Annotated in this window: 16 protein-coding genes; 1 reads left to right on the top strand and 15 read right to left on the bottom strand. The window is 65.6% G+C overall.

All coding sequences use genetic code 11. The annotated features are described in order from the left end of the window. Nucleotide 1 precedes the first annotated feature (1 nt). The 11 genes from bamB to trmJ form a co-directional block, all read right to left on the bottom strand. A complete protein-coding gene (bamB, locus tag Q6D67_RS10465) occupies nucleotides 2-1,186 on the bottom strand; it encodes an outer membrane protein assembly factor BamB (protein ID WP_304705555.1) in 1,185 nt (394 codons plus the stop codon). Beyond that, nucleotides 1,183-1,857 (bottom strand): tetratricopeptide repeat protein, encoded by a 675-nt coding sequence (locus tag Q6D67_RS10460; RefSeq protein WP_304705554.1) that lies wholly within the window; start codon nucleotides 1,855-1,857, stop codon nucleotides 1,183-1,185. The genes bamB and Q6D67_RS10460 overlap by 4 nt, the downstream gene beginning before the upstream one ends. Before the next feature lie 23 nt (nucleotides 1,858-1,880). Further along, a complete protein-coding gene (gene hisS, locus Q6D67_RS10455) occupies nucleotides 1,881-3,155 on the bottom strand; it encodes a histidine--tRNA ligase (protein WP_304705553.1) in 1,275 nt (424 codons plus the stop codon). Between the two features lie 24 nt (nucleotides 3,156-3,179). Then, nucleotides 3,180-4,310, bottom strand: coding sequence for a flavodoxin-dependent (E)-4-hydroxy-3-methylbut-2-enyl-diphosphate synthase (ispG, locus tag Q6D67_RS10450; protein WP_304705552.1), 1,131 nt, complete (start codon nucleotides 4,308-4,310; stop codon nucleotides 3,180-3,182). 3 nt (nucleotides 4,311-4,313) lie between these two features. After that, nucleotides 4,314-4,745 carry a RodZ family helix-turn-helix domain-containing protein gene (locus Q6D67_RS10445; RefSeq protein WP_304705551.1) on the bottom strand — a complete coding sequence of 144 codons (432 nt, stop codon included), beginning with the start codon at nucleotides 4,743-4,745 and terminating at the stop codon, nucleotides 4,314-4,316. Further along, nucleotides 4,735-5,529 (bottom strand): type IV pilus biogenesis/stability protein PilW, encoded by a 795-nt coding sequence (gene pilW, locus Q6D67_RS10440; RefSeq protein ID WP_304705550.1) that lies wholly within the window; start codon nucleotides 5,527-5,529, stop codon nucleotides 4,735-4,737. Before pilW ends, Q6D67_RS10445 begins: the two co-directional genes overlap by 11 nt. After that, nucleotides 5,526-6,674: a 23S rRNA (adenine(2503)-C(2))-methyltransferase RlmN gene (rlmN, locus tag Q6D67_RS10435; RefSeq protein ID WP_304705549.1), complete on the bottom strand. Its 1,149-nt coding sequence runs from the start codon at nucleotides 6,672-6,674 to the stop codon at nucleotides 5,526-5,528. The genes pilW and rlmN overlap by 4 nt, the downstream gene beginning before the upstream one ends. Nucleotides 6,675-6,690: 16 nt before the next feature. Further along, the gene (gene ndk, locus Q6D67_RS10430) at nucleotides 6,691-7,119 is read right to left on the bottom strand and encodes a nucleoside-diphosphate kinase (protein WP_304705548.1); all 429 of its coding nucleotides are present in this window, start codon (nucleotides 7,117-7,119) and stop codon (nucleotides 6,691-6,693) included. A gap of 95 nt (nucleotides 7,120-7,214) precedes the next feature. Next, nucleotides 7,215-8,369, bottom strand: coding sequence for an IscS subfamily cysteine desulfurase (locus tag Q6D67_RS10425; RefSeq protein ID WP_370551944.1), 1,155 nt, complete (start codon nucleotides 8,367-8,369; stop codon nucleotides 7,215-7,217). Nucleotides 8,370-8,397: 28 nt separating this feature from the next. After that, nucleotides 8,398-8,877, bottom strand: coding sequence for a Fe-S cluster assembly transcriptional regulator IscR (iscR, locus tag Q6D67_RS10420; RefSeq protein WP_304705547.1), 480 nt, complete (start codon nucleotides 8,875-8,877; stop codon nucleotides 8,398-8,400). Nucleotides 8,878-9,006: 129 nt separating this feature from the next. Next, complete coding sequence (trmJ, locus tag Q6D67_RS10415) at nucleotides 9,007-9,816, bottom strand: tRNA (cytosine(32)/uridine(32)-2'-O)-methyltransferase TrmJ (protein WP_304705546.1); 810 nt, start codon at nucleotides 9,814-9,816, stop codon at nucleotides 9,007-9,009. 125 nt (nucleotides 9,817-9,941) lie between these two features. Between trmJ and Q6D67_RS10410 the strand changes: the two genes are divergently transcribed. Continuing rightward, nucleotides 9,942-10,739, top strand: a complete 798-nt coding sequence (locus Q6D67_RS10410) for an inositol monophosphatase family protein (RefSeq protein WP_304705545.1) — start codon at nucleotides 9,942-9,944, stop codon at nucleotides 10,737-10,739. Between the two features lie 458 nt (nucleotides 10,740-11,197). Here the strand turns inward: Q6D67_RS10410 and secF are convergent, their stop codons facing one another. The 4 genes from secF to Q6D67_RS10390 all read right to left on the bottom strand — a co-directional run bounded on the left by secF (nucleotide 11,198) and on the right by Q6D67_RS10390 (nucleotide 19,305). Further along, complete coding sequence (gene secF, locus Q6D67_RS10405; protein ID WP_304705544.1) at nucleotides 11,198-12,112, bottom strand: protein translocase subunit SecF; 915 nt, start codon at nucleotides 12,110-12,112, stop codon at nucleotides 11,198-11,200. Beyond that, nucleotides 12,109-13,989 (bottom strand): protein translocase subunit SecD, encoded by a 1,881-nt coding sequence (gene secD / locus Q6D67_RS10400; RefSeq protein WP_304705543.1) that lies wholly within the window; start codon nucleotides 13,987-13,989, stop codon nucleotides 12,109-12,111. Before secD ends, secF begins: the two co-directional genes overlap by 4 nt. 121 nt (nucleotides 13,990-14,110) lie before the next feature. Continuing rightward, a complete protein-coding gene (gene purL / locus Q6D67_RS10395) occupies nucleotides 14,111-18,010 on the bottom strand; it encodes a phosphoribosylformylglycinamidine synthase (RefSeq protein WP_304705542.1) in 3,900 nt (1,299 codons plus the stop codon). A 107-nt stretch (nucleotides 18,011-18,117) separates the two neighbouring features. Next, nucleotides 18,118-19,305: a flavin-dependent monooxygenase gene (locus tag Q6D67_RS10390; protein ID WP_304705541.1), complete on the bottom strand. Its 1,188-nt coding sequence runs from the start codon at nucleotides 19,303-19,305 to the stop codon at nucleotides 18,118-18,120. Nucleotides 19,306-19,317: the final 12 nt, after the last annotated feature.

Here is a 19,317-nt window from a genome sequence, read left to right as displayed (position 1 = left end):
TTTACCTGGTTGTGGCACTCAGCTCATAGGCTTGCAGCTTGCCACCGTTGCCATACACATAGAGTATGTTGCCATCGTTGAGCATATCGGCACTGATGCCCTTGCTGTCGGCACGAAAGCGGCCGACAAAGCTGCCGTCCACCTGCGACAGGAGGTGAACGTAGCCCTCGAAATCCGGCACCGCGACGTAGCTGCTGGCCGTTACCGGGCGGCCGAGGCCGCGCCAGCCCAGCGCGTCCTGACTCCAGCGCTGGCCCCGGCCATTGCGCTGGAACGCGAATACCGTGCCATCCTCGTCCGCGACATAGACATTGCCGAAGCCCTGGGACACGCCGGACACGGAGGACACCGGACGCTCCCACAGCTTGCGCCCGCTACTGGCCTCGATCGCGACGAGATTGCCCTGGTAGCTGGCTGCGAACACCTCGTTGCCCACCACCACCATGGTGCCGTCGATATCGACGATGCGTTCGATCTCCGAACGGCCCTGGGGGATAGCCACCCTGGCCTCCCATTCGACACCGCCGGTGCGGGCATCAAATCCCAGCACCTTGCCATTGGCGAAGCCCGCCAGCACCATGCTGTCGCGGAATATGGGTGTACTGGTGCCGCGAATGGTCAGTACCGGCATGTTGCTGTCATAGGTCCACAGCCGTTCGCCGGAGGCAAAATCCAGACCGTGCAGTTTGCCGTCATAGGTCTGGGCCACGACCACACGACCATTGCCCTGGGGCGGGGCCAGCACTTCCCCGGTTACCCGCGCGCGCCAGCGAGTCTCCCCGGTAGCGGCGTCCAGACGCAGCACAAAACCATCGCTGCCGCCGAGAAACAGGTTGTCACCATAGAGGCCGACACCGCCGGAAATCGGCATCTCCAGGTCCCGGCTCCAGATCCGACGGCCGTTGCTGCGCTCCAGTGCCTGCACCTCGCCATCGGCGGAAGCGGCGTAGATCCGCTCGCCGCCAATGACCGGCTCAATGCGGTAGAGGCCGTCGCCCTGACCGTTCCCGATGCCGGTGGACCAGAGGCGTTTGACCTTGACGGTTTCCTCAATGTCCTGCAGTTCGACGGGCTGCCGCGGGTCCTCGTCATCATCAATTGAAAACCAGCCTTTCATGGTGCTGCAGCCGCTGACAAGCAGAGCCGACAGCAGCAGGGCGCCCCAGCGTGCGGATAGCGTCATCATGCGCCCGCCTCCCCGCCAGCGGCGACCAGGCTCTGGATTTTTGCCTCCAGGGTCAAAAGATCGAGCTGGCCGGGATACTCCTGCACCAGGGCCTGGGCGTCGCGGTAGGCAGCCAGTGCCTCGGCGTCGCGACCGGCCGCTGCCAGCACGTCGCCGCGGGCCAGTGCCGAGGCTGCGGGGAATGTGTCGCCACTGGCGGGTGCCAGCAGTTTCAGCGCCTGCTCGGTCTCACCCCGGGCCGCCAGCACCCGTGCCAGCCGCAGCTGCGCCACCATGGCGGTATCGCTGCCGCTGCCCGCTTTGCCGAGGACCCAGCGCAGGTGGTTCTCCGCGGCGTCGAGATCGTCGCCAGCTACTGCCATGCGAGCCTGGTGCAGTGCGGCAAACTGGGCGTAGGTCGTACCGCCATAGTCGTTGCGCAACTGGCTGGCGAGCCGTTCAGCGGGAGCGCCATTCACAACCCCCTGCTCGGCCATGGATACGGCCTCCAGCATCTGCTGATACAGGTCCGAGGCGCTGGCGCTGCGCTGGGCTTCATAGCGCTGCCAGCCCTGCCAGCCGAACACCCCCGCCAGCACAAGCACAATGGCAAACATGGTTGAGCGGCCGTTCTCGTTCCACCAGCGGCGGAGTGCTTCAACCTGCTCTTCTTCTGTCCGATATGATTCCACGATCCGGTTCCTTGATTTTCCTGTTATGGCGCTGAATGTTGTGCCAGGTAGTTGGGGAGATCCGCTACCACCATGGACTCCTGTGGCCCCTGCTCGCGCAGTGACTTGACGGTCACGGTGCCGGACGCGACCTCGTCCTCACCCCAGATCAGGGCCCAGCGAGCCCCGCTCTTGTCGGCTTTTTTCAATTGGCTGCGGAAACTGCCGCCGCCCGTGTGCTGCACAATACGCAGTGCAGGCAGGGCATCGCGCAGCGTTTCCAGCGCTGCCACGGCGGCCACTTCCGCCGCGGTACCGGCGTTGACCACATAGATATCCGCAGCCGCAGGCACCGGCGGGGCCACCGCCAGCGCCTCCAGCAGCAGGACCAGGCGTTCCTTGCCCAGGGCAAAGCCGACGCCCGGGGTTGGCTTGCCGCCCAGCTGCTCGACCAGTCCGTCATAGCGGCCGCCGGCGCAGATGGTGCCCTGGGCGCCGAGCTTGTCCGTCACCCACTCAAACACGGTCTTGTTGTAGTAGTCCAGTCCGCGCACCAGCTGCGGATTGACCACATAGGGGACCGATGCCGCCTGCAGAAGTTCACCCAGCCTGGCAAAATCCGCCCGGGATTCAGCGTCCAGGTAATCCGTCAGCACCGGCGCGTCCGCCAGTATTTCCCGGGTGCCGGGATGCTTGCTGTCAAGAATCCGCAGGGGGTTGCTCTGCAACCGTCGCTGACTGTCCTCGTCCAGGGCCTCGCGATGGCCGGTCAGGTAATCGACCAGCGCCGTGCGATAGGCCTGGCGCGCGCCGCTGCTGCCAATGGAATTGATCTGCAACTGCACATGGTCGGCAACGCCCAGCAGCCGCCACAGGCGGGCGCTGAGCAGGATCAGCTCGGCGTCGATATCCGGGGTGGCGATACCGAAGGCCTCGGCGCCCACCTGGTGAAACTGCCGCTGGCGGCCCTTCTGCGGACGTTCGTAGCGGAACATGGGGCCGCTGTACCAGAGCCGCTGGGGCACGCCCAGCAGGCTGTTCTGGATCGCCGCGCGGACGCAGCCCGCGGTGCCTTCCGGGCGCAGGGTCAGGCTCTCGCCGTTGCGGTCGTCGAAGCTGTACATCTCCTTCTCGACGATGTCCGTGACTTCGCCGATGGAGCGCCGGAACAGGGCCGTCTGCTCCACAATCGGCAGGCGGATCTCGCCGTAGCCGTAGCTGTCCAACACCGCGGCAATGGCGGACTCCAGATACTGCCAGGCAACACTCTCTTCGGGGAGAATGTCGTTCATTCCCCGGATGGCACGAATGGTAGTCAACTGATCTCCTGCGACATCATGCGGTCAGGCCGGTGACCGGGCGATCAGCCTGGCGTCCTCGGCGGCCCGTTCCTGCTCCAGCTGCAGCGCGCGCTGGCGGATAACCTGCTCCAGGTGGTCGACAAAGCCCTGGTTGCTGACCTTGTGATCGGGCTCGCCATTGATATAAATAAGGTTGCTGGGGCTGGCGCCGGTGAGGCCCACGTCGGCCTCGCGCGCTTCGCCGGGGCCATTGACGATGCAACCAATCACCGCCACATCCATCGGCGTACGGATGTCCTCCAGGCGTTGTTCGAGCATGTTCATGGTCGCAATCACATCGAAATTCTGCCGCGAGCAGCTGGGGCAGGCAATAAAGTTGATTCCGTTGGCGCGCAGCTTCAGGCTTTTGAGGATCTCGAAGCCGACCTTCACTTCCTCCACCGGGTCTGCCGCCAGCGAGATGCGAATGGTATCGCCAATGCCGTCCATCAACAGCATGCCCAGGCCCACCGCCGACTTCACGGTACCGCCGCGCAAGCCGCCGGCCTCGGTAATGCCGAGATGCAGCGGCTGCTCGATCTGCTTTGCCAGCAGGCGGTAGGCAGCTACCGCCATGAACACGTCGGAGGCCTTCACACTGACCTTGAACTCGGGGTAGTTGAAGCGGTCGAGGATATCCACGTGGTGCAGCGCGGACTCCACCAGCGCTTCCGCGGTGGGTTCGCCGTACTTGCGCTGCAGGTCCTTGCCCAGGGAGCCGGCGTTGACCCCAATGCGGATGGGTATGCCCTTGTCCCGGGCGCAGTCGATCACGGCCCGCACTTTCTTGTCGTTGCCGATGTTGCCGGGGTTGATGCGCAGGCAGTCGACACCGTATTCCGCCACCTTGAGCGCAATCTTGTGGTCGAAATGAATGTCTGCTACCAGCGGCACAGTGACCCGGGCGCGGATCTCGCGGAAGGCCTCCGCGGCATCCATGCTGGGCACGGAAATACGCACGATGTCGGCGCCGGCATCCTGGATGGCCTGAACCTGCGCGACCGTTGCCGCTACGTCACAGGTTTCGGTGTTGGTCATGCTCTGGACGCTGATCGGCGCGTCGCCGCCGACGGGCACCGAGCCGACCATGATCTGGCGGCTGCGGCGTCGGGTTATGGGAGATGGCTTGTGCATACCTCAACCTCCGTAAACGGGACCGGCGACCGCCTGCCCGGACTGCGCCCACCACAGGCCCAGCACCAGCAGCGCCAGCACTCCCAGACCGAAAATAATGCCGACCCCGGTGCGCTGCAGGGGCAGCGGGCGCGCGCTGCGCGCTCTGGCTGATGGCACTGCGGGCAGCGGCCTGACCTCGTCAAAGCCGGCCAACACCAGAGCCTCATCCAGCCCCAGCATGCGGGCGTAGGCGCGGACGTAGCCGCGGGCGAAGGCTGGCCGGCGCAGGCGCTCAAACTCGTCGCGCTCGATGAACGCCACATACTCCGGCAGCCAGAACAGGCGCTCGGCCACGTTCAGGGCGGTGAGCCCCCGAGCCTCCCGGGCTGCCTGCAGCATCGCACCGGGTGAAACCCGGGCGGGCGTTTCAGCAAATACTTCTTTACTGCCCATTGCGTTGCGTCCGCTGGTAATCCCGGAATTCCGGGGATTCGGGGTAAAGGCTGCCTAAAGCCAGTGCGTAGCTGCTTTCAGCATCGCGATCATCCATTGCCCGGGCCAAACGGATACCAAGCCACAGGGCGCGGGCGGACTGGGGCCTGACCGCGGTCCGGTAGGTACCGTAGTGCCGGTTGGCTTCCGCATGGTCGCCCGCCTCAAAGCGCAGCTGGGCCAGTTCCAACAGCGCGATGGAGTTGGCGCGATCCATCGCCAGCGCGCGCCTGAAGGCCTCCTCCGCCGCCGCCGGTTTGTCCAGCTGCTGCCGGCACAGGCCCAGGTTCACAAACGCCATCGTTCGCCCGGTGTACAGCGTGTCCTTGACCACCTGCTCCAACTGCTTCTCGGCGTCAGCGTAGCGCTGCTCGGAATACAGAAAGGCCGCAAAGTTGTTGCGCGCACGGGAGAAATTGCGGTCCAGCCGGATCGCCTTCTCAAAGCTCTCCTCCGCCAGCTCTTTCTCGCCGGTGCTCTGGTATACCAGGGCGAAGGCCTCGTGCACTTCCGCGTTGCTATCGTCGATAGCCACCGCCTGGGCCAGATTGCGCTTGGCGTTGTCCCAGTCGCGTTGGCCGATATATTGCCGCGCCAGCGCCACCCGCCGCTCCAGCGCCTCCTGCGGAGCTGGGGGTGTGGTAAACACGTTGTCGGTGGTGGTCACGCAGCCGGTACACAGAACAACCAGTAGCAGCAGGGCCCTGCGCCCCTGCCTGCCGATAGCCACAGCCGAAATAGTCACCCTGCCTCTACCTCCCGGGCCTGGCCCGCTGCACGGTGGCGCTCACTGCGACGCGTGCGGTCGACCACCTGGCCCACCAGTTGCCCGCAGGCCGCGTCGATGTCGTCCCCACGGGTGGTGCGGACGGTGACAATATAGCCGGCATCCACCAGCACTTGCCAGAACCGCGACACGGCGTTGCCGCTGGGACGGCGGTACTCCGAGCCGGGAAAACTGTTGAAGGGAATGAGGTTGATCTTGCACGGAAAATCTTTCAACAGCAGCGCCAGCTCGCGAGCCTGGTCCGGCTGGTCATTGACCCCGGCAATCAGGGTGTACTCCACTGTAACCACGCGCTTGCTGTCGGCCTGGGCATCTATGTATTGGCGTGCACTGCGCAACAGCTCGGCAATCGGGTACTTGCGATTGATCGGCACCAGCTGGCTGCGCAGGGCATCGTTGGGCGCATGCAGCGAGATCGCCAGGGACACTTCGCTGAGTTCCGCCAGCCGGTCCAGCGCCGGCACCACGCCGGAGGTGCTCAGGGTGACCCGCCGCTTGGAAATGCCGTAGCCCAGGTCCGACAGCATAAGGTCCATGGCCGCGACCACGTTGTCGAAGTTCATCAGCGGTTCGCCCATGCCCATCATCACCACATTGGTGACCACCCGGCCGTTGCCCGATTGAAAGGCGTCGTAAGATTTTATCGCCAGCCACACCTGGCCGACGATCTCGGCCGCGGTCAGATCGCGCATGAAACCCTGCTTGCCGGTGGAACAGAAACTGCAATCCAGACTGCAGCCCACCTGCGACGACACGCAGAGCGTGGCCCGGGTGCCCTCGGGAATCAGCACCGCTTCCACCAGCCCGCCACCTGCCACCCGCACCGCCCACTTGCGGGTGCCGTCGGTGGAGTCGTGCTGGCTGACAATTTCCGGCGGCCGCACTTCGGCGATCTGCAGCAGCTTTTCCCGCAGCGCCTTGCCCAGGTTGGACATGGCGCCAATATCGGTGACCCCGCCGTGGTGGATCCACTTCATCACCTGCTGGGCACGGAACTTCTTCTCCCCCAGGTCAAGGAAGAACTGTTCCAGCTGCGGTTGCGTCATGCCCAGGAGGTTGACCCGGGAATGGACGGCAGTGGTGGCAATCAGCGGGGCGGTCATGGCGGGGTCCGCTCGCTCAGCCGCGACCGCAGAGGTCGCTGGCGGCGAAGAAATAGGCAATCTCGCGTTCGGCGGAAGCCGGCGAGTCAGAGCCATGCACGGCGTTGGCGTCAATGGACTCGGCGAAGTCGGCGCGGATCGTGCCGGGGTCGGCGTCCTTCGGGTTGGTAGCACCCATCAGTTCGCGATTTTTGGCAATGGCGTTCTCGCCTTCCAGCACCTGCACCAGGACCGGGCCGGAGGTCATGAACTCGATCAGGGCGGGGAAGAAGGGGCGCTCCCGGTGCTCGGCATAAAAACCGCCGGCCAGGTCTTCGCTCAGGCGCAGCATCTTCGCCGCGACCACTTCCAGGCCAGCGCCTTCGAAACGCGAGTAGATCTGGCCGATGACGTTCTTGGCAACGGCATCCGGCTTGATAATGGACAGGGTACGCTCAACAGCCATGCAACTATCTCCACAAAAAACAAAAAAATCAGGGGCCGTCGGCCCCCGGGTAAAAGCCGCGCAATTATACGGGCTTTACTGCCGGGTTTCATCCGCTAAACGCGCTGGCGCAGGGCGGGTATGACCGCTTCGAGGTGGGCGACAGCGCGGTCGACGTCTTCCTCGGTGGTAAAACGGCCACAGCACATGCGCAGGGCGCTGTGGGCCAGGGCATCGGGAACGCCGATAGCGCGCAGGACATAGGACGGCTCAATGCTCTCGGAGTTGCAGGCAGAACCGCTGGACAGGGCCAACTCGCGCAGGGACAGCAGCAGGGTCTCACCGTCCACTCCCTCGACACTGACATTCAGCGCGCCCGCCACGCGGGCCTCCGGGTGCCCGTTCAGGTGCAGTCCGGAGATCCCGGCCAGGCCCTGCCAGAGGCGCTGGCGCAGGGCCAGCAAGCGGGTGCTCTCCGCCGCCATCTCCTCCCGGGCCAGCCGGGCTGCCTCGCCCATTCCCACGATCTGGTGGGTGGCGAGGGTGCCCGAGCGCATACCGCGCTCATGGCCGCCGCCGTGGATCTGCGCTTCCAGCTGCACCCGGGGCTGACGCCGCACGTAGAGGGCGCCGATGCCCTTGGGGCCGTAGAACTTGTGCGCGGAAATGGACAGCAGGTCCACCGGCAACTGTGCCAGATCGACCGGGATCTTGCCCACGCTCTGGGCCGCATCCACGTGGAACAGGGCGCCGGCATCACGAACCACCGCACCGATGGCGGCGATGTCGTTGATGGTGCCGAGCTCATTGTTGACGTGCATCACGCTCACCAGCAGGGTATCCGGCCGCAGCGCCGCGGCTACGCTGGCGGCCGAGACCAGGCCGTCCCGGTCCGGGTCCAGCCAGCTGACCTCCCAGCCCTGCCGCTCAAGCCAGGCACAGGTATCCAATACCGCTTTGTGCTCGATCTTCGAGGTGACAATGTGACAGCCGCGATCGCGGTAGAAACCGGCGGCACCCTTGAGCGCCAGGTTGTCGGCCTCGGTGGCCCCGGAAGTCCAGACAATTTCCCGCGGGTCGGCGTTGATCAGGTCGGCCAGTTCGCGTCGCGCCTGCTCCACCGCTTCTTCAGCCCGCCAACCGTAGATATGGGAACGGGACGCCGGGTTGCCGAAATTACCGTCCAGGGTCAGGCATTCCGCCATGGCGGCCGCGACCCGCGGATCAACCGGGGTGGAAGCGAGATAGTCGAGATAAACAGGCTTTTGCATGGGTCAGGGGCCGGCCGCGGCCGGACGCTCAGAGTTCCCGCAGGGCAACCAGGCCATCCTGGTTGATGCGCGAACGGGCATCCTGGCGGGACGACACGTGACGCACTTCCCGCCGCTCCACCAGGGTGGCCAGGCTGATCTGGCTGAGGAAGCCGTGAATCTGGTCGCTGAGATCCTGCCACAGGTGGTGCGTCAGACACACTTCACCCTGCTGGCAGTCCGCCTTGCCGCCGCAGCCGGTGGCGTCCACCGCCTCGTCTACCGCGTCAATGATCTGGGCAACAAAAATATCGTCGCAGCTGCGCCCGAGCCGATAACCACCGCCCGGACCGCGCACGCTGCTCACCAGCTGGCGCCGCCGCAGACGCGCAAACAGCTGCTCCAGGTAGGACAGGGAGATGTCCTGCCGACCGGAAATTTCCGCGAGACTTACCGGGCCCCCGCCGCCGTGCAGCGCCAGGTCCAGCATCGCGGTAACAGCATAGCGTCCCTTGGTGGTCAGCCGCATGGCAATACCCGTTGGTGGAAAGGCGGCAGTATGCAATAACCAACCAAATTGATCAACTATGGTTGGGGGCGCCCAGCCCGGGGCGCGTAGCCCGGGGCGCGTAGCCCGGGGCGCCCAGCCCGGGGCGCGCTAGTCGGGGACGCCATCGTCGGGGACGCCATCGTCCGGGACGCGATTGTCCGGGACGCGATTGTCCGGGACGCGATCGCTCGCTGGCGCGAACTTCTGCGTCTCGGTGAGGATCCCGCGCAGGATGTTGAGCTCCATTTCGTCGAGCCGCACGCGCCCGTACAGGCGCCGCAACCGGGCCATCAGCTGGCGCGGGGCCGCGGGGTCGAGAAAGCCGATCCCCACCAGGGTTTCTTCCAGATGCTGGTAGAACCGCTCCATGCCCGCCGCGGTGCTGAAGGGCGCATCCCACTCATCCTCCGCCGCGGCCGGCAGAGTGTCCCCCAGCTGCAGCATGCGCAGCTCATAGCAGACAATCTGCACCGCCATGGCCAGGTTGAGGGAGCTGTAGTGCGGATCCGAGGGGATGTGCAGGTGCAGGTTGCAGCGCTGCAGCTCGTCGTTGGTCAGCCCACGGTCCTCGCGCCCGAACAGCACCGCGACCTGCTCCCGGCCTGAGCGGCGCGCCATTTCCTCCGCGCAGCGGCGCGGATCCAGCAACGGCCAGGGGATGCGCCTTTCGCGCGCGCTGGTGCCCACTACATACTGGCAGTCGGCAATGGCCTCATCGAGTGTCGCGCAAACTGTCGCCTGCTGCAGCAGGTCAAGCGCACCGGCGGCGCGCCAGTCGGCCTGCTCGTCCGGGAATTGCCGCGGCGCGACCAGCGTCAGGCGCGAAAGGCCCATGTTTTTCATCGCCCGGGCGACGCCTCCGATATTGCCCGGATGGGAGGTGTTGACCAGTACAATGCGGATATTGTCGAGATTCATCCCCGGTTCCTGCGCGCGCCGCGCCCTCCAGCAAAAGCCGGCAAGTGTAGCAGATTGCCGGTATGATCAAGGCGAGATCTACTGTTATAATCCCGCGCCCGAAAACGCCTTCCCAGGACACCGTTATGGAACCGATGGTCAACATCGCACTGCGCGCCGCGCGCAAGGCCGGCGAGCAGATTGTCCGCGCCTCCGATGAGCTCGACCGCATCGACGTACAGGAGAAGAACGTCAACGACTTCGTCTCCGACGTCGACCGCAATGCCGAGCGCGAGATCATCTACCACCTGCGCAAGGCCTTCCCCGAGCACGCAATCCTGGGCGAGGAGACCGGCCTCAGCGGCGACGAAAACGCCGACTACCGCTGGGTCATCGACCCCCTGGACGGCACCACCAACTTCCTCCGCGGCATCCCCCACTACGCCGTTTCCATCGCCTGCCTGTACAAGGGCAAGCTGGAGCACGGCGTGGTCCTCGACCCGGTGCGACGCGAGGAATTCACCGCCTCCCGCGGTCGCGGCGCCCAGCTCAACGGCCGTCGCATCCGGGTCAGCAGCCGAACCAGTCTCGACGGCGCTCTGCTCGGCACCGGCATCCCGTTCAAGGACCACTGCGACGACCGCCTCCCCGCCTACAGCAAGACCCTTGAAATCCTCGCCGGCCAGGTCGCCGGCATCCGCCGCGCCGGCGCCGCCTCCCTGGACCTCGCCTACGTCGCCGCCGGGCGCCTCGACGCGTTCTGGGAAATCGGCCTCGCCCCCTGGGACATGGCCGCGGGCGCGCTGCTGGTGAAAGAGGCCGGCGGCATGGTCTCCGACATCAATGCCTCGGAAAACTACATGACCTCGGGCAATATCGTCTGCGGCAATCCCAAGTGCTTCAAGGCTGTCCTGCAGGTCACCAAGCCGCTGCTGGGAAGCTAGATTCTTCGCGTGAATCCGGTCTTCAGCACCAGAGCAGGCAGATCGGGACACGCCGTAAACCCGTCCATGGGGGCTTGTGCTCGACATCCATGTCTCACACAGTCCCGCTCTGCCTGCTCTGCCGCTGAAGACCTACCTTCGGAGCCAACTGGACGTCTGCACGCGTCGTCGATATGGCACATACAGCAAAGCGGGCAGACCAGCGAATGACATGCTCGGAAGGTACGGGCACCAGAAGCGGCGTGGGGCCGGCCGCTGCCAGTCGGGACCGTTGAGCGCATGGATGCGCGGGGCCGCCCAGGCGATACGAGCCTACATGGATGTACTTGCGGCGAGTCCTGACTGGCAGTGGCCGGACCCGCACCGCGGCCCCGCTACGTAGCTCCCGTCAATCCGGCCTTCATCACCTGCTACTGAAGCCCTGCGTCCGGAAGTAATTGAGCGGGGGATGGTCCCCGTTACGGCATCAGGTCTTCTTGCTCGGCGCCTTCCTTGACCGGCAGCATGAGGTCTTCCTTGCTCACGCCCATCAGCACCAGGACATTGGCAGCGACATAGATGGATGAGTAGGTACCGACCACGACGCCCACCAGCAGCGCGTTGGCGAAGCCGTTGATCATTTCGCCGCCGAACAGAGCCAGGCAAACCAGCACCAGCAACGTGGTCAGCGAGGTGACCATGGTGCGGCCCAGGGTTTCGGAGAGGGAGATGTTGATGACTTCGATCGAGTCGGCCTTGCGCAGCTTGCGGAAGTTCTCGCGGATGCGGTCGGAGACGACGATGGTGTCGTTGAGGGAGTAGCCGATCACCGCCAGCAGGGCAGCGAGCACGGTGAGGTCGAACTCAAGGCCGATAAGGGAGAAAAAGCCCAGGGTGATGAGGACGTCGTGAATCAGGGCGGCGACAGCGCCGACGGCGAATTTGAACTGGAAGCGGAAGCCGATATACAGCATCACCATGCCCAGCGCCATCAGCATGGCCAGTCCGCCCTGCTCCCGCAGTTCCTCGCCCACCTGGGGCCCCACGAATTCGATCCTGCGCAGCTCGACGACACCGTCGAAGTTGTCCTCCAGCAGGCGCACCAGCGCCGTGCCCTCGGTGTCGGCGTGGCCCTGGGGCAGACGGATCATGACATCGCGGTCGCTGCCGAAGCTCACCACAATCGCGCCCGCGTAGTCACTCGAATTGAGCAGGCCGCGAATTTCACCCAGGTTCGCGGACTGGCTGTAGTTCACTTCCACCAGGGTGCCACCGGTAAAGTCCAGGCCCCAGTTGAGCTGGCGGGTCGCCAGGGAAGCGATGGCAATGACCAATAAAATCGTGGACAGGGCCAGCGCAAGCTTGCGCTGGCCCATGAAGTTGATGATTTTCATGATTTCACTCCCCCGATGGACAGGGTTCTCACCTTGCGCCCGCCGTAGAACAGATTGACCAGGGCGCGAGTGCCGATTATGGCGGTAAACATGGAGGTCACGATGCCTACCGACAGGGTGACGGCGAAGCCCTTGACCGGGCCGGTGCCCACGGCATACAGGATAACCGCCACAATAAGGGTGGTGATGTTGGCGTCCAGAATGGTGGAGAGGGCCGCGTCATAGCCCGAGTGGATCGCCATCTGCGGTGAGCGGCCGTCGCGCAACTCCTCCCGTATGCGGGAGAAAATCAGTACGTTGGCATCCACCGCCATGCCCACCGTGAGCACGATGCCGGCGATGCCGGGCAGCGTCAGAGTCGCCCCGATCAGCGACATGAACGCCACCAGCAGCACCAGGTTGGCACTCAGCGCCACCACCGCGATAATCCCGAAGACCCGGTAGTACAGGATCATGAAGATCACCACCAGGGCGAGGCCGAACTGCACGGATTTCACCCCGAGGCGGATATTCTCGGCCCCCAGGGACGGCCCCACGGTGCGCTCTTCGACGAAAGTGATGGGCGCCGCCAGGGCGCCGGCGCGCAGCATCAGGGCCAGCTCGGTAGCTTCCAGCGGGCTGTCGAGGCCGGTGATCTGGAACTGGGCACCCAGGGCGGACTGGATCACCGGTGCGGTGAGCAGCTTGCGCTCGTCGTAGGGAATCTGTACCGCCTTTTCACTGCCGTCTTCCTGCATCTCGTAGCGGGTGCGGTACTTGCGCTCGATGAACAGCACCCCCATGCGGCGCTTGACGTTGTCGCGGGTGGCCCGCGACATCAGGGTGCCACCCTCGCTATCGAGGCTGATCTGCACATTGGGGCGACCGTTCTCGTCGAAACTGGCCTGGGCATTGGAGACCCGCTCGCCGGTGATGATGATCTCCCGCTCCAGCCATTCGAACGAGCCGGCGCGGTCTTCGCTGCGATACTCGAACCGCTGCTTCTCGGATTCCGGCGCGTCCAGGTTGGCGACCAGGCGGAACTCCAGGTTGGCCACGGTGCCGAGGATACGTTTGGCCTCCGCGGTGTCCTGAATACCCGGCAGCTCCACCACAATGCGGTTCTGGCCCTGGCGCTGGACCAGCGGCTCGGAGACCCCAAGTTCGTTGACCCGGTTGCGCAGGGTGGTCAGGTTCTGGGTCACCGCATAGTTGGCAATTTCCGTGCGCATCTGCTCGGTCATGGCCGCGGTCAGGGTCCAGTTGTCGCCGGAGCCGCCGCGCTCCAGGGTCAGTTCCGGATGATTTTCCACCACCAGATCCCGGGTCTGTTCGCGGTCGGCCTCGGTCCGCAGGCGGGCGACGATGCGGCCCGCGGCATCGGCGTCGACGATACCGCGGATACGGTCTTCGCGCAGGGCGCGGCGAATGGCGGTGGCATAGTATTCCTGGCGCCGCTCCATGGCCGCATCAATGTCCACTTCCAGCTTGAAATGCACGCCGCCGCTCAGGTCCAGACCCAGCTTCATGGGCTGGCCACCGAGACTGCTGAGCCAGTCCGGGGTGGTCGGTGCCAGATTCAGCGCCACGATGAAGCCGTCGCCCAGTGCGCGCTGCACCCGGGCCTGGGCCACCAGCTGTTCGTCGGCATTCTGCAGGCGCACCAGGGCATTGCGCCCGTTCGGGTCGATGAGCTCACCGAAGTGCTCGATGCCGGCCTCCGTCAGGGCGGCGGTTGCCCGGGACAGGGTCTGCTGATCAATGACCTGGGCACTGCTCTCCCCGGTAATCTGCAGCGCCGGATCCGGTGCATAGAGATTGGGTGAGGCGTACAGGAGGCCCGTGGCCAACACCATCAGCACCAGGACATATTTCCACAATGGATATTTGTTCAGCATAGTTTTGCTCTGCCAGGAGACCGGGCCTCGGCAGCCGCGCCTACGGGTACGGCGCTGCCGGGAATGAAAAGTCCGCCATTATAAGGAATACGAGGGGGGTCACAAGTAGGGTGACAGGACACTAACCCACCCAGCGCCGTGCGTTGCGGAACAGGCGCAGCCAGGGGCCGTCCTCGCCCCACTCCGCCGGGGCCCAGGAGTGCTGCACCGTCCGGTACACGCGCTCCGGGTGCGGCATCATGATAGTGGCGCGGCCGTCCCGACTGCTGAGTCCGGCAATACCAGCCGGCGAGCCGTTCGGATTCGCAGGGTAGCGCTCGGCCACGGACAGGTCGTTCTCCAGGTAGCGCAGGGCCACGCTGCCGCTGCTCTCGCAGGCCGCCTGGGACCCGGCAACGGCAAACTCCGCCCGCCCCTCGCCGTGGGCAACCGCGATCGGCAGGTGCGAACCGGCCATGTCCGCGAGCAGGATGGACGGGCTCTGCTCGATCCGCACCAGCGCCAGCCGGGCCTCGAACTGCTCGGAACGGTTGCGCACGAAGCGCGGCCAGTGCTCCGCCCCCGGAATGAGTTCGCGCAGGGTGGAGACCATCTGGCAACCGTTGCACACCCCCAGGGTAAAACTGTCATCGCGGGCAAAGAAGGCGCTGAACTGGTCGCGCAGGGCCGGGTTGAAGAGAATGCTCTTGGCCCAGCCCTCGCCGGCACCCAACACATCCCCGTAGGAAAAACCGCCGCAGGCCACCAGACCCTTGAACTCCGCCAGGGTGCGGGTACCGGCATGCAGGTCACTCATGTGTACATCCACCGCGGTAAAGCCCGCGCGGTGGAAGGCCGCCGCCATTTCTACATGACCGTTCACGCCCTGCTCCCGCAACACGGCTACCCGGGGCCGGGCGCCGGTGGCGATATAGGGAGCGGCCACATCCTCCTGCGGATCGAATCCGAGCCGGGCCGAGAGGCCGGGGTCCGCAGCCTGCACGCGCTGGTATTCCTCGGCGGCGCAGTCCGGATTGTCCCGCAGCGCAGCGATCTCGTAGCTGGTACGTGCCCACAGCGACTGCAGGCGGCTGCGGCGGTCCCGCAGCAGGGGTGAGCCGGCGGCGCTGATGGTCACCTCGTCACCAGCCACGGCACGGCCGAGTGGGTGCAGACAGGCCGCCAGCCCCAGCTCCTGCGCCCGGCTGCGCAGGGCCGGCACGTCTGCAGCGGCCACCTGCAGCACGGCGCCCGCTTCCTCCGCAAACAGTTGCTGCAGGGGACTGGCTGCCAGGTTGGGCAGGTCCAGGTGCAGGCCGCAGCGGCCGGCGAAGGCCATTTCCAGCGCGGTTACCAGCAGGCCACCGTCAGAACGGTCGTGGTAGGCCAGCAGCGTACCCGCCTGCAGCAGTTCCTGCAGCAGGGTGAAGAACGCCACCAGGTCTTCCGGATGCTCAATGTCGGGCACGCTGTCGCCCACCTGGCCACAAACCTGCGCCAGGGCCGAGCCGCCAAGGCGCCCGGCACCGCGGCCGAGATCCAGCAGCCACAGTTCGGCACCCTCCTGTAATTGCGGCTGCGGAGTAACTGCCAGCCGCACATCCGTCACCGGGGCAAAGGCGGAGACCACCAGCGACACCGGCGCCGTTACCGCCCGCTGTGCCCCCTGTTCGCGCCAGGTAGTGCGCATGGACATGGAATCCTTGCCCACCGGAATAGTGATCCCCAGGGCCGGGCAGAACTCCATCCCCACCGCGCGCACGGTGTCGAACAGCACCTCGTCCTCGCGGCCGTGACCGGCGGCGCACATCCAGTTGGCGGACAGCTTGATGTCCTGCAGGGCCGCAATGGGTGCGGCGCAAATATTGGTGATCGCCTCGGCCACCGCCATGCGGCCGGAAGCGGGCCCGCTGACCAGTGCCAGCGGGCTGCGCTCGCCCATCGCCATGGCTTCACCGGCATTGCTGTCGTAGGACACGGTGGTGACCGCGCAATCAGCGACCGGCACCTGCCAGGGGCCCACCATCTGGTCCCGGGCGACCATGCCGGTTACCGTACGATCGCCGATCGTGATCAGGAACTGCTTGCTGGCCACCGCCGGCAGCTGCAGCACCCGCTCGACCGCCTCGGCCAGCGGCAATTCCAGCGCCAGCGGCGGCAGGCTCACCGGCACTCGCCGCACATCGCGCTGCATTTTCGGCGGCTTGCCGAACAGGATGGACATCGGCAGGTCCACCGGGGCGTTGCCGAAATGGCTGTCCGCCAGAGTCAGGTGCGGCTCCGCCGTGGCCTCCCCCACCACCGCAAAGGGGCAGCGCTCACGGGCGCAGATAGCTTCGAAGCCCGCAAGGTGCTCCGGCTCCACCGCCAGTACATAGCGCTCCTGGGACTCGTTGCACCAGATCGCCAGCGGCGCCATGCCGGGCTCGTCGTTGGGGACGTTGCGCAGGGCGAAACGGCCGCCGCGGCCGCCGTCCTTGACCAGCTCCGGCAGCGCGTTGGAGAGACCGCCGGCACCGACGTCGTGAATAAAGGCAATGGGGTTGCGTTCACCCAGCTGCCAGCAGCGGTCGATGACCTCCTGGCAGCGGCGCTCCATTTCCGGGTTCTGGCGCTGCACCGAGGCGAAGTCCAGATCCTCGGCGCTGGCACCGCTGGCCATGGAGGAGGCGGCGCCGCCGCCGAGGCCTATCAACATCGCGGGGCCGCCCAGGACAATCAGCTTGGCGCCGGGAGCGAACTCACCCTTCTCCACATGTTCCTCGCGGATATTGCCGTAACCGCCGGCGATCATGATCGGCTTGTGGTAGCCGCGGCGCTCAACGCCATCCGCGCCCGGCGCATCCAGTTCAAAACTGCGGAAGTAGCCACACAGGTTCGGGCGCCCAAACTCGTTGTTGAAGGCGGCGCCGCCGATCGGCCCCTCGAGCATGATCTCCAGCGCCGACACGATGCGCGCAGGTTTGCCGTAGTCCGACTCCCAGGGCTGGACATAGCCCGGGATCTGCAAATTGGACACAGAGAACCCGCTGAGGCCGACTTTGGGCTTGGAGCCGCGCCCGACTGCGCCCTCGTCGCGTATTTCGCCGCCGGCGCCGGTGCCGGCGCCCGGAAATGGCGCAATGGCTGTGGGGTGGTTGTGGGTCTCCACCTTCATCAGCAGGTGGATGGGTTCCTGGGAAAAGTCGTACTCCGCGGTCTCCGGGTCGGGGAAGAAGCGGCCGGCGTGGTGGCCGGCGACAACGGCTGCGTTGTCAGAATAGGCGGAGAGGACATTCTCACCGCCGCACTCGTGGGTATTGCGGATCATGCCGAACAGGGACTTGTCCTGGGCCACGCCATCGATGGTCCAGCTGGCGTTGAAGATCTTGTGCCGGCAGTGCTCGGAATTGGCCTGGGCGAACATCATCAGCTCGACGTCGCTGGGGTTGCGCCCGAGGCCGTTAAACGCCTGCACCAGGTAGTCGACCTCGTCCTCGGCCAGGGCCAGGCCGAGGTTGGCATCCGCCGCTACCAGCGCATCGCGGCCACCGCCGAGGATATCCACCGTGGCCATAGGCGCCGGTTCCTGAACCCGGAACAGTGCACTCGCGGCATCCAGGGAGGGCAGCACGGCCTCGGTCATGCGGTCGTGCAGGGCCGCGGTCACCTGCCCGCGCGCCGCTTCCGTCAAGCCCTGAGGCAACTCCAGGTACCAGGCCGTGCCCCGCTCCAGGCGACGCACTTCCCGCAATCCGCAGTTGTGGGCGATATCGGTGGCCTTGCTGGACCAGGGGGAGATGGTGCCCGGGCGCGGCACCACCAGCAGCAGTTCGGCGCTGCCCGTATCCACAGCGGACTGCTCGCTCCCGGCGGCAGGGCCGTAATGCAGCAACTGCCGCAGTAGGCCCTGGCGCTCTTCGCCGAGGGCTTCGTCGATCTGGGCGAAGTGCACGAATTCACAGTGCAGAAGCCGGATCTTGGGATCAATAGCGGACAGTTTGTGTGCCAGCTTGTCCCGCCGGAACGGGGACAGCGCCGGGGCACCGCGCAAAATCAGCATGCTGGGGCGAGCTCCAGGAGAGGTCTTCTGAAAGCCCGCCATTGTACGGGATAGCGCCGCCGGCGGTAACCCTGGTGGAGCTAGCAGCCTGTCGGACCGACAGGCTGCTAGACGAAGAAGTCCTTGCTCTCGTTGCCCAGCAGCACCGAGCCCAGGTTACGGGCGAATGCCGTGGGGTTGTTGGCCACGTGGGCCCGGCCCGTGTGAATATCCAGGAACCGCTGCTGGATCTCGCTGCCCAGGAATACCGAGCCACCGCCGGCGGAGGAAAACAGGCTGTCGACCACCGCCATGCAGCGCTCGATCACCAGTGAGGCCTGGTAGCGATACTTGATCCGCTCCAGGACCGGCACTTCCTCACCTGAGGTGACCTGGGCCATCATGCGGTCGAAATTGCGAAACAGGATTGCCTCCATCTCATCGATGCTGGTGATGGCGGCGGCTATGCGTTCCTGAGGTGCGGTATCACCGGCGAGCTTGGTCGCATCGCCGCTGGCCTTGCCCACCACCAGTTGGCGGTAGAGGTCCAGGGCTTCCCGCGCGGCGCCGATCGCCGGGGTAGACACCACCCGCACGAACAGCTGCGCCCAGGGCAGGCGGTACAGCGGCGCGCTGTCCGCGGTGACGCCGGGGTTGGTGCCCAGGAAGCCGTCCTCGGCCTTGTGGGTACGATAGTCGGGGACAAAGGCATCGTTGACCACGATATCGTTGGAGCCGGTGCCCTGCAGGCCCATGGCATGCCAGGTGTCGACGATCTCGTAATCGCCGCGCGGGACCAGGAAGCTGCGGAAGCCGCCGTCGGGGCAGATGGCGCCGAGGAACACCCAGGTGCAATGGTCGGAGCCCGAGCTCCAGCCCCAGCGTCCACCCAGGCGGAAGCCGCCCTCCACTTCGGTCACCTTGCCCAGCGGCGCATAAGAGGACGAGATCCGGGTATGAATGTCCTCGCCCCAGACATCCTGCTGCGCACGTTCGTCCATCAAAGCAAGCTGGAAGGCGTGTACGGCAATAATCCCCGACGCCCAGGCCGTGGACATGCAGTTCTCGGCAATGGCCAGGTGCATGCGAAAGAAGTCCTGGGGGTCCACCTCGTGCCCGCCCCAGCGCCGCGGTTGCAGGGCCAGGAAAAACCCGGCCTCCTGCAGGGCGTCGATATTGTCCTGGGGCACCTTGCGGATCTTGCGCGCCTCGGAGGCGTTGCGACGGAACAGGTCGCCCAGCGCCAGCACCCGGTCATAGATATCCTGGGCGCGCAGGGGAGGACGGTGGGTAAGCGGCGTCACGGGCAAGGTCATGGGCAGTACTCC

Source organism: Haliea sp. E1-2-M8, assembly GCF_030649675.1.
In the GTDB taxonomy this organism is placed as follows: Bacteria; Pseudomonadota; Gammaproteobacteria; order Pseudomonadales; family Halieaceae; genus Haliea.
Note: the sequence above shows the minus strand (reverse complement) of the source record. Positions and strands in the feature narration are given on the sequence as shown.

Excerpts from the sequence above, each read along its gene's own strand:
- bamB (WP_304705555.1), bottom strand. The coding sequence starts at position 1,186 with ATGATGACGCTATCCGCACGCTGGGGCGCCCTGCTGCTGTCGGCTCTG.
- ispG (WP_304705552.1), bottom strand. The coding sequence starts at position 4,310 with ATGCACAAGCCATCTCCCATAACCCGACGCCGCAGCCGCCAGATCATG.
- Q6D67_RS10445 (WP_304705551.1), bottom strand. The coding sequence starts at position 4,745 with ATGGGCAGTAAAGAAGTATTTGCTGAAACGCCCGCCCGGGTTTCACCC.
- rlmN (WP_304705549.1), bottom strand. The coding sequence starts at position 6,674 with ATGACCGCCCCGCTGATTGCCACCACTGCCGTCCATTCCCGGGTCAAC.
- ndk (WP_304705548.1), bottom strand. The coding sequence starts at position 7,119 with ATGGCTGTTGAGCGTACCCTGTCCATTATCAAGCCGGATGCCGTTGCC.
- Q6D67_RS10425 (WP_370551944.1), bottom strand. The coding sequence starts at position 8,369 with ATGCAAAAGCCTGTTTATCTCGACTATCTCGCTTCCACCCCGGTTGAT.
- iscR (WP_304705547.1), bottom strand. The coding sequence starts at position 8,877 with ATGCGGCTGACCACCAAGGGACGCTATGCTGTTACCGCGATGCTGGAC.
- trmJ (WP_304705546.1), bottom strand. The coding sequence starts at position 9,816 with ATGAATCTCGACAATATCCGCATTGTACTGGTCAACACCTCCCATCCG.
- Q6D67_RS10410 (WP_304705545.1), top strand. The coding sequence starts at position 9,942 with ATGGAACCGATGGTCAACATCGCACTGCGCGCCGCGCGCAAGGCCGGC.
- secF (WP_304705544.1), bottom strand. The coding sequence starts at position 12,112 with ATGAAAATCATCAACTTCATGGGCCAGCGCAAGCTTGCGCTGGCCCTG.
- secD (WP_304705543.1), bottom strand. The coding sequence starts at position 13,989 with ATGCTGAACAAATATCCATTGTGGAAATATGTCCTGGTGCTGATGGTG.
- purL (WP_304705542.1), bottom strand. The coding sequence starts at position 18,010 with ATGCTGATTTTGCGCGGTGCCCCGGCGCTGTCCCCGTTCCGGCGGGAC.
- Q6D67_RS10390 (WP_304705541.1), bottom strand. The coding sequence starts at position 19,305 with ATGACCTTGCCCGTGACGCCGCTTACCCACCGTCCTCCCCTGCGCGCC.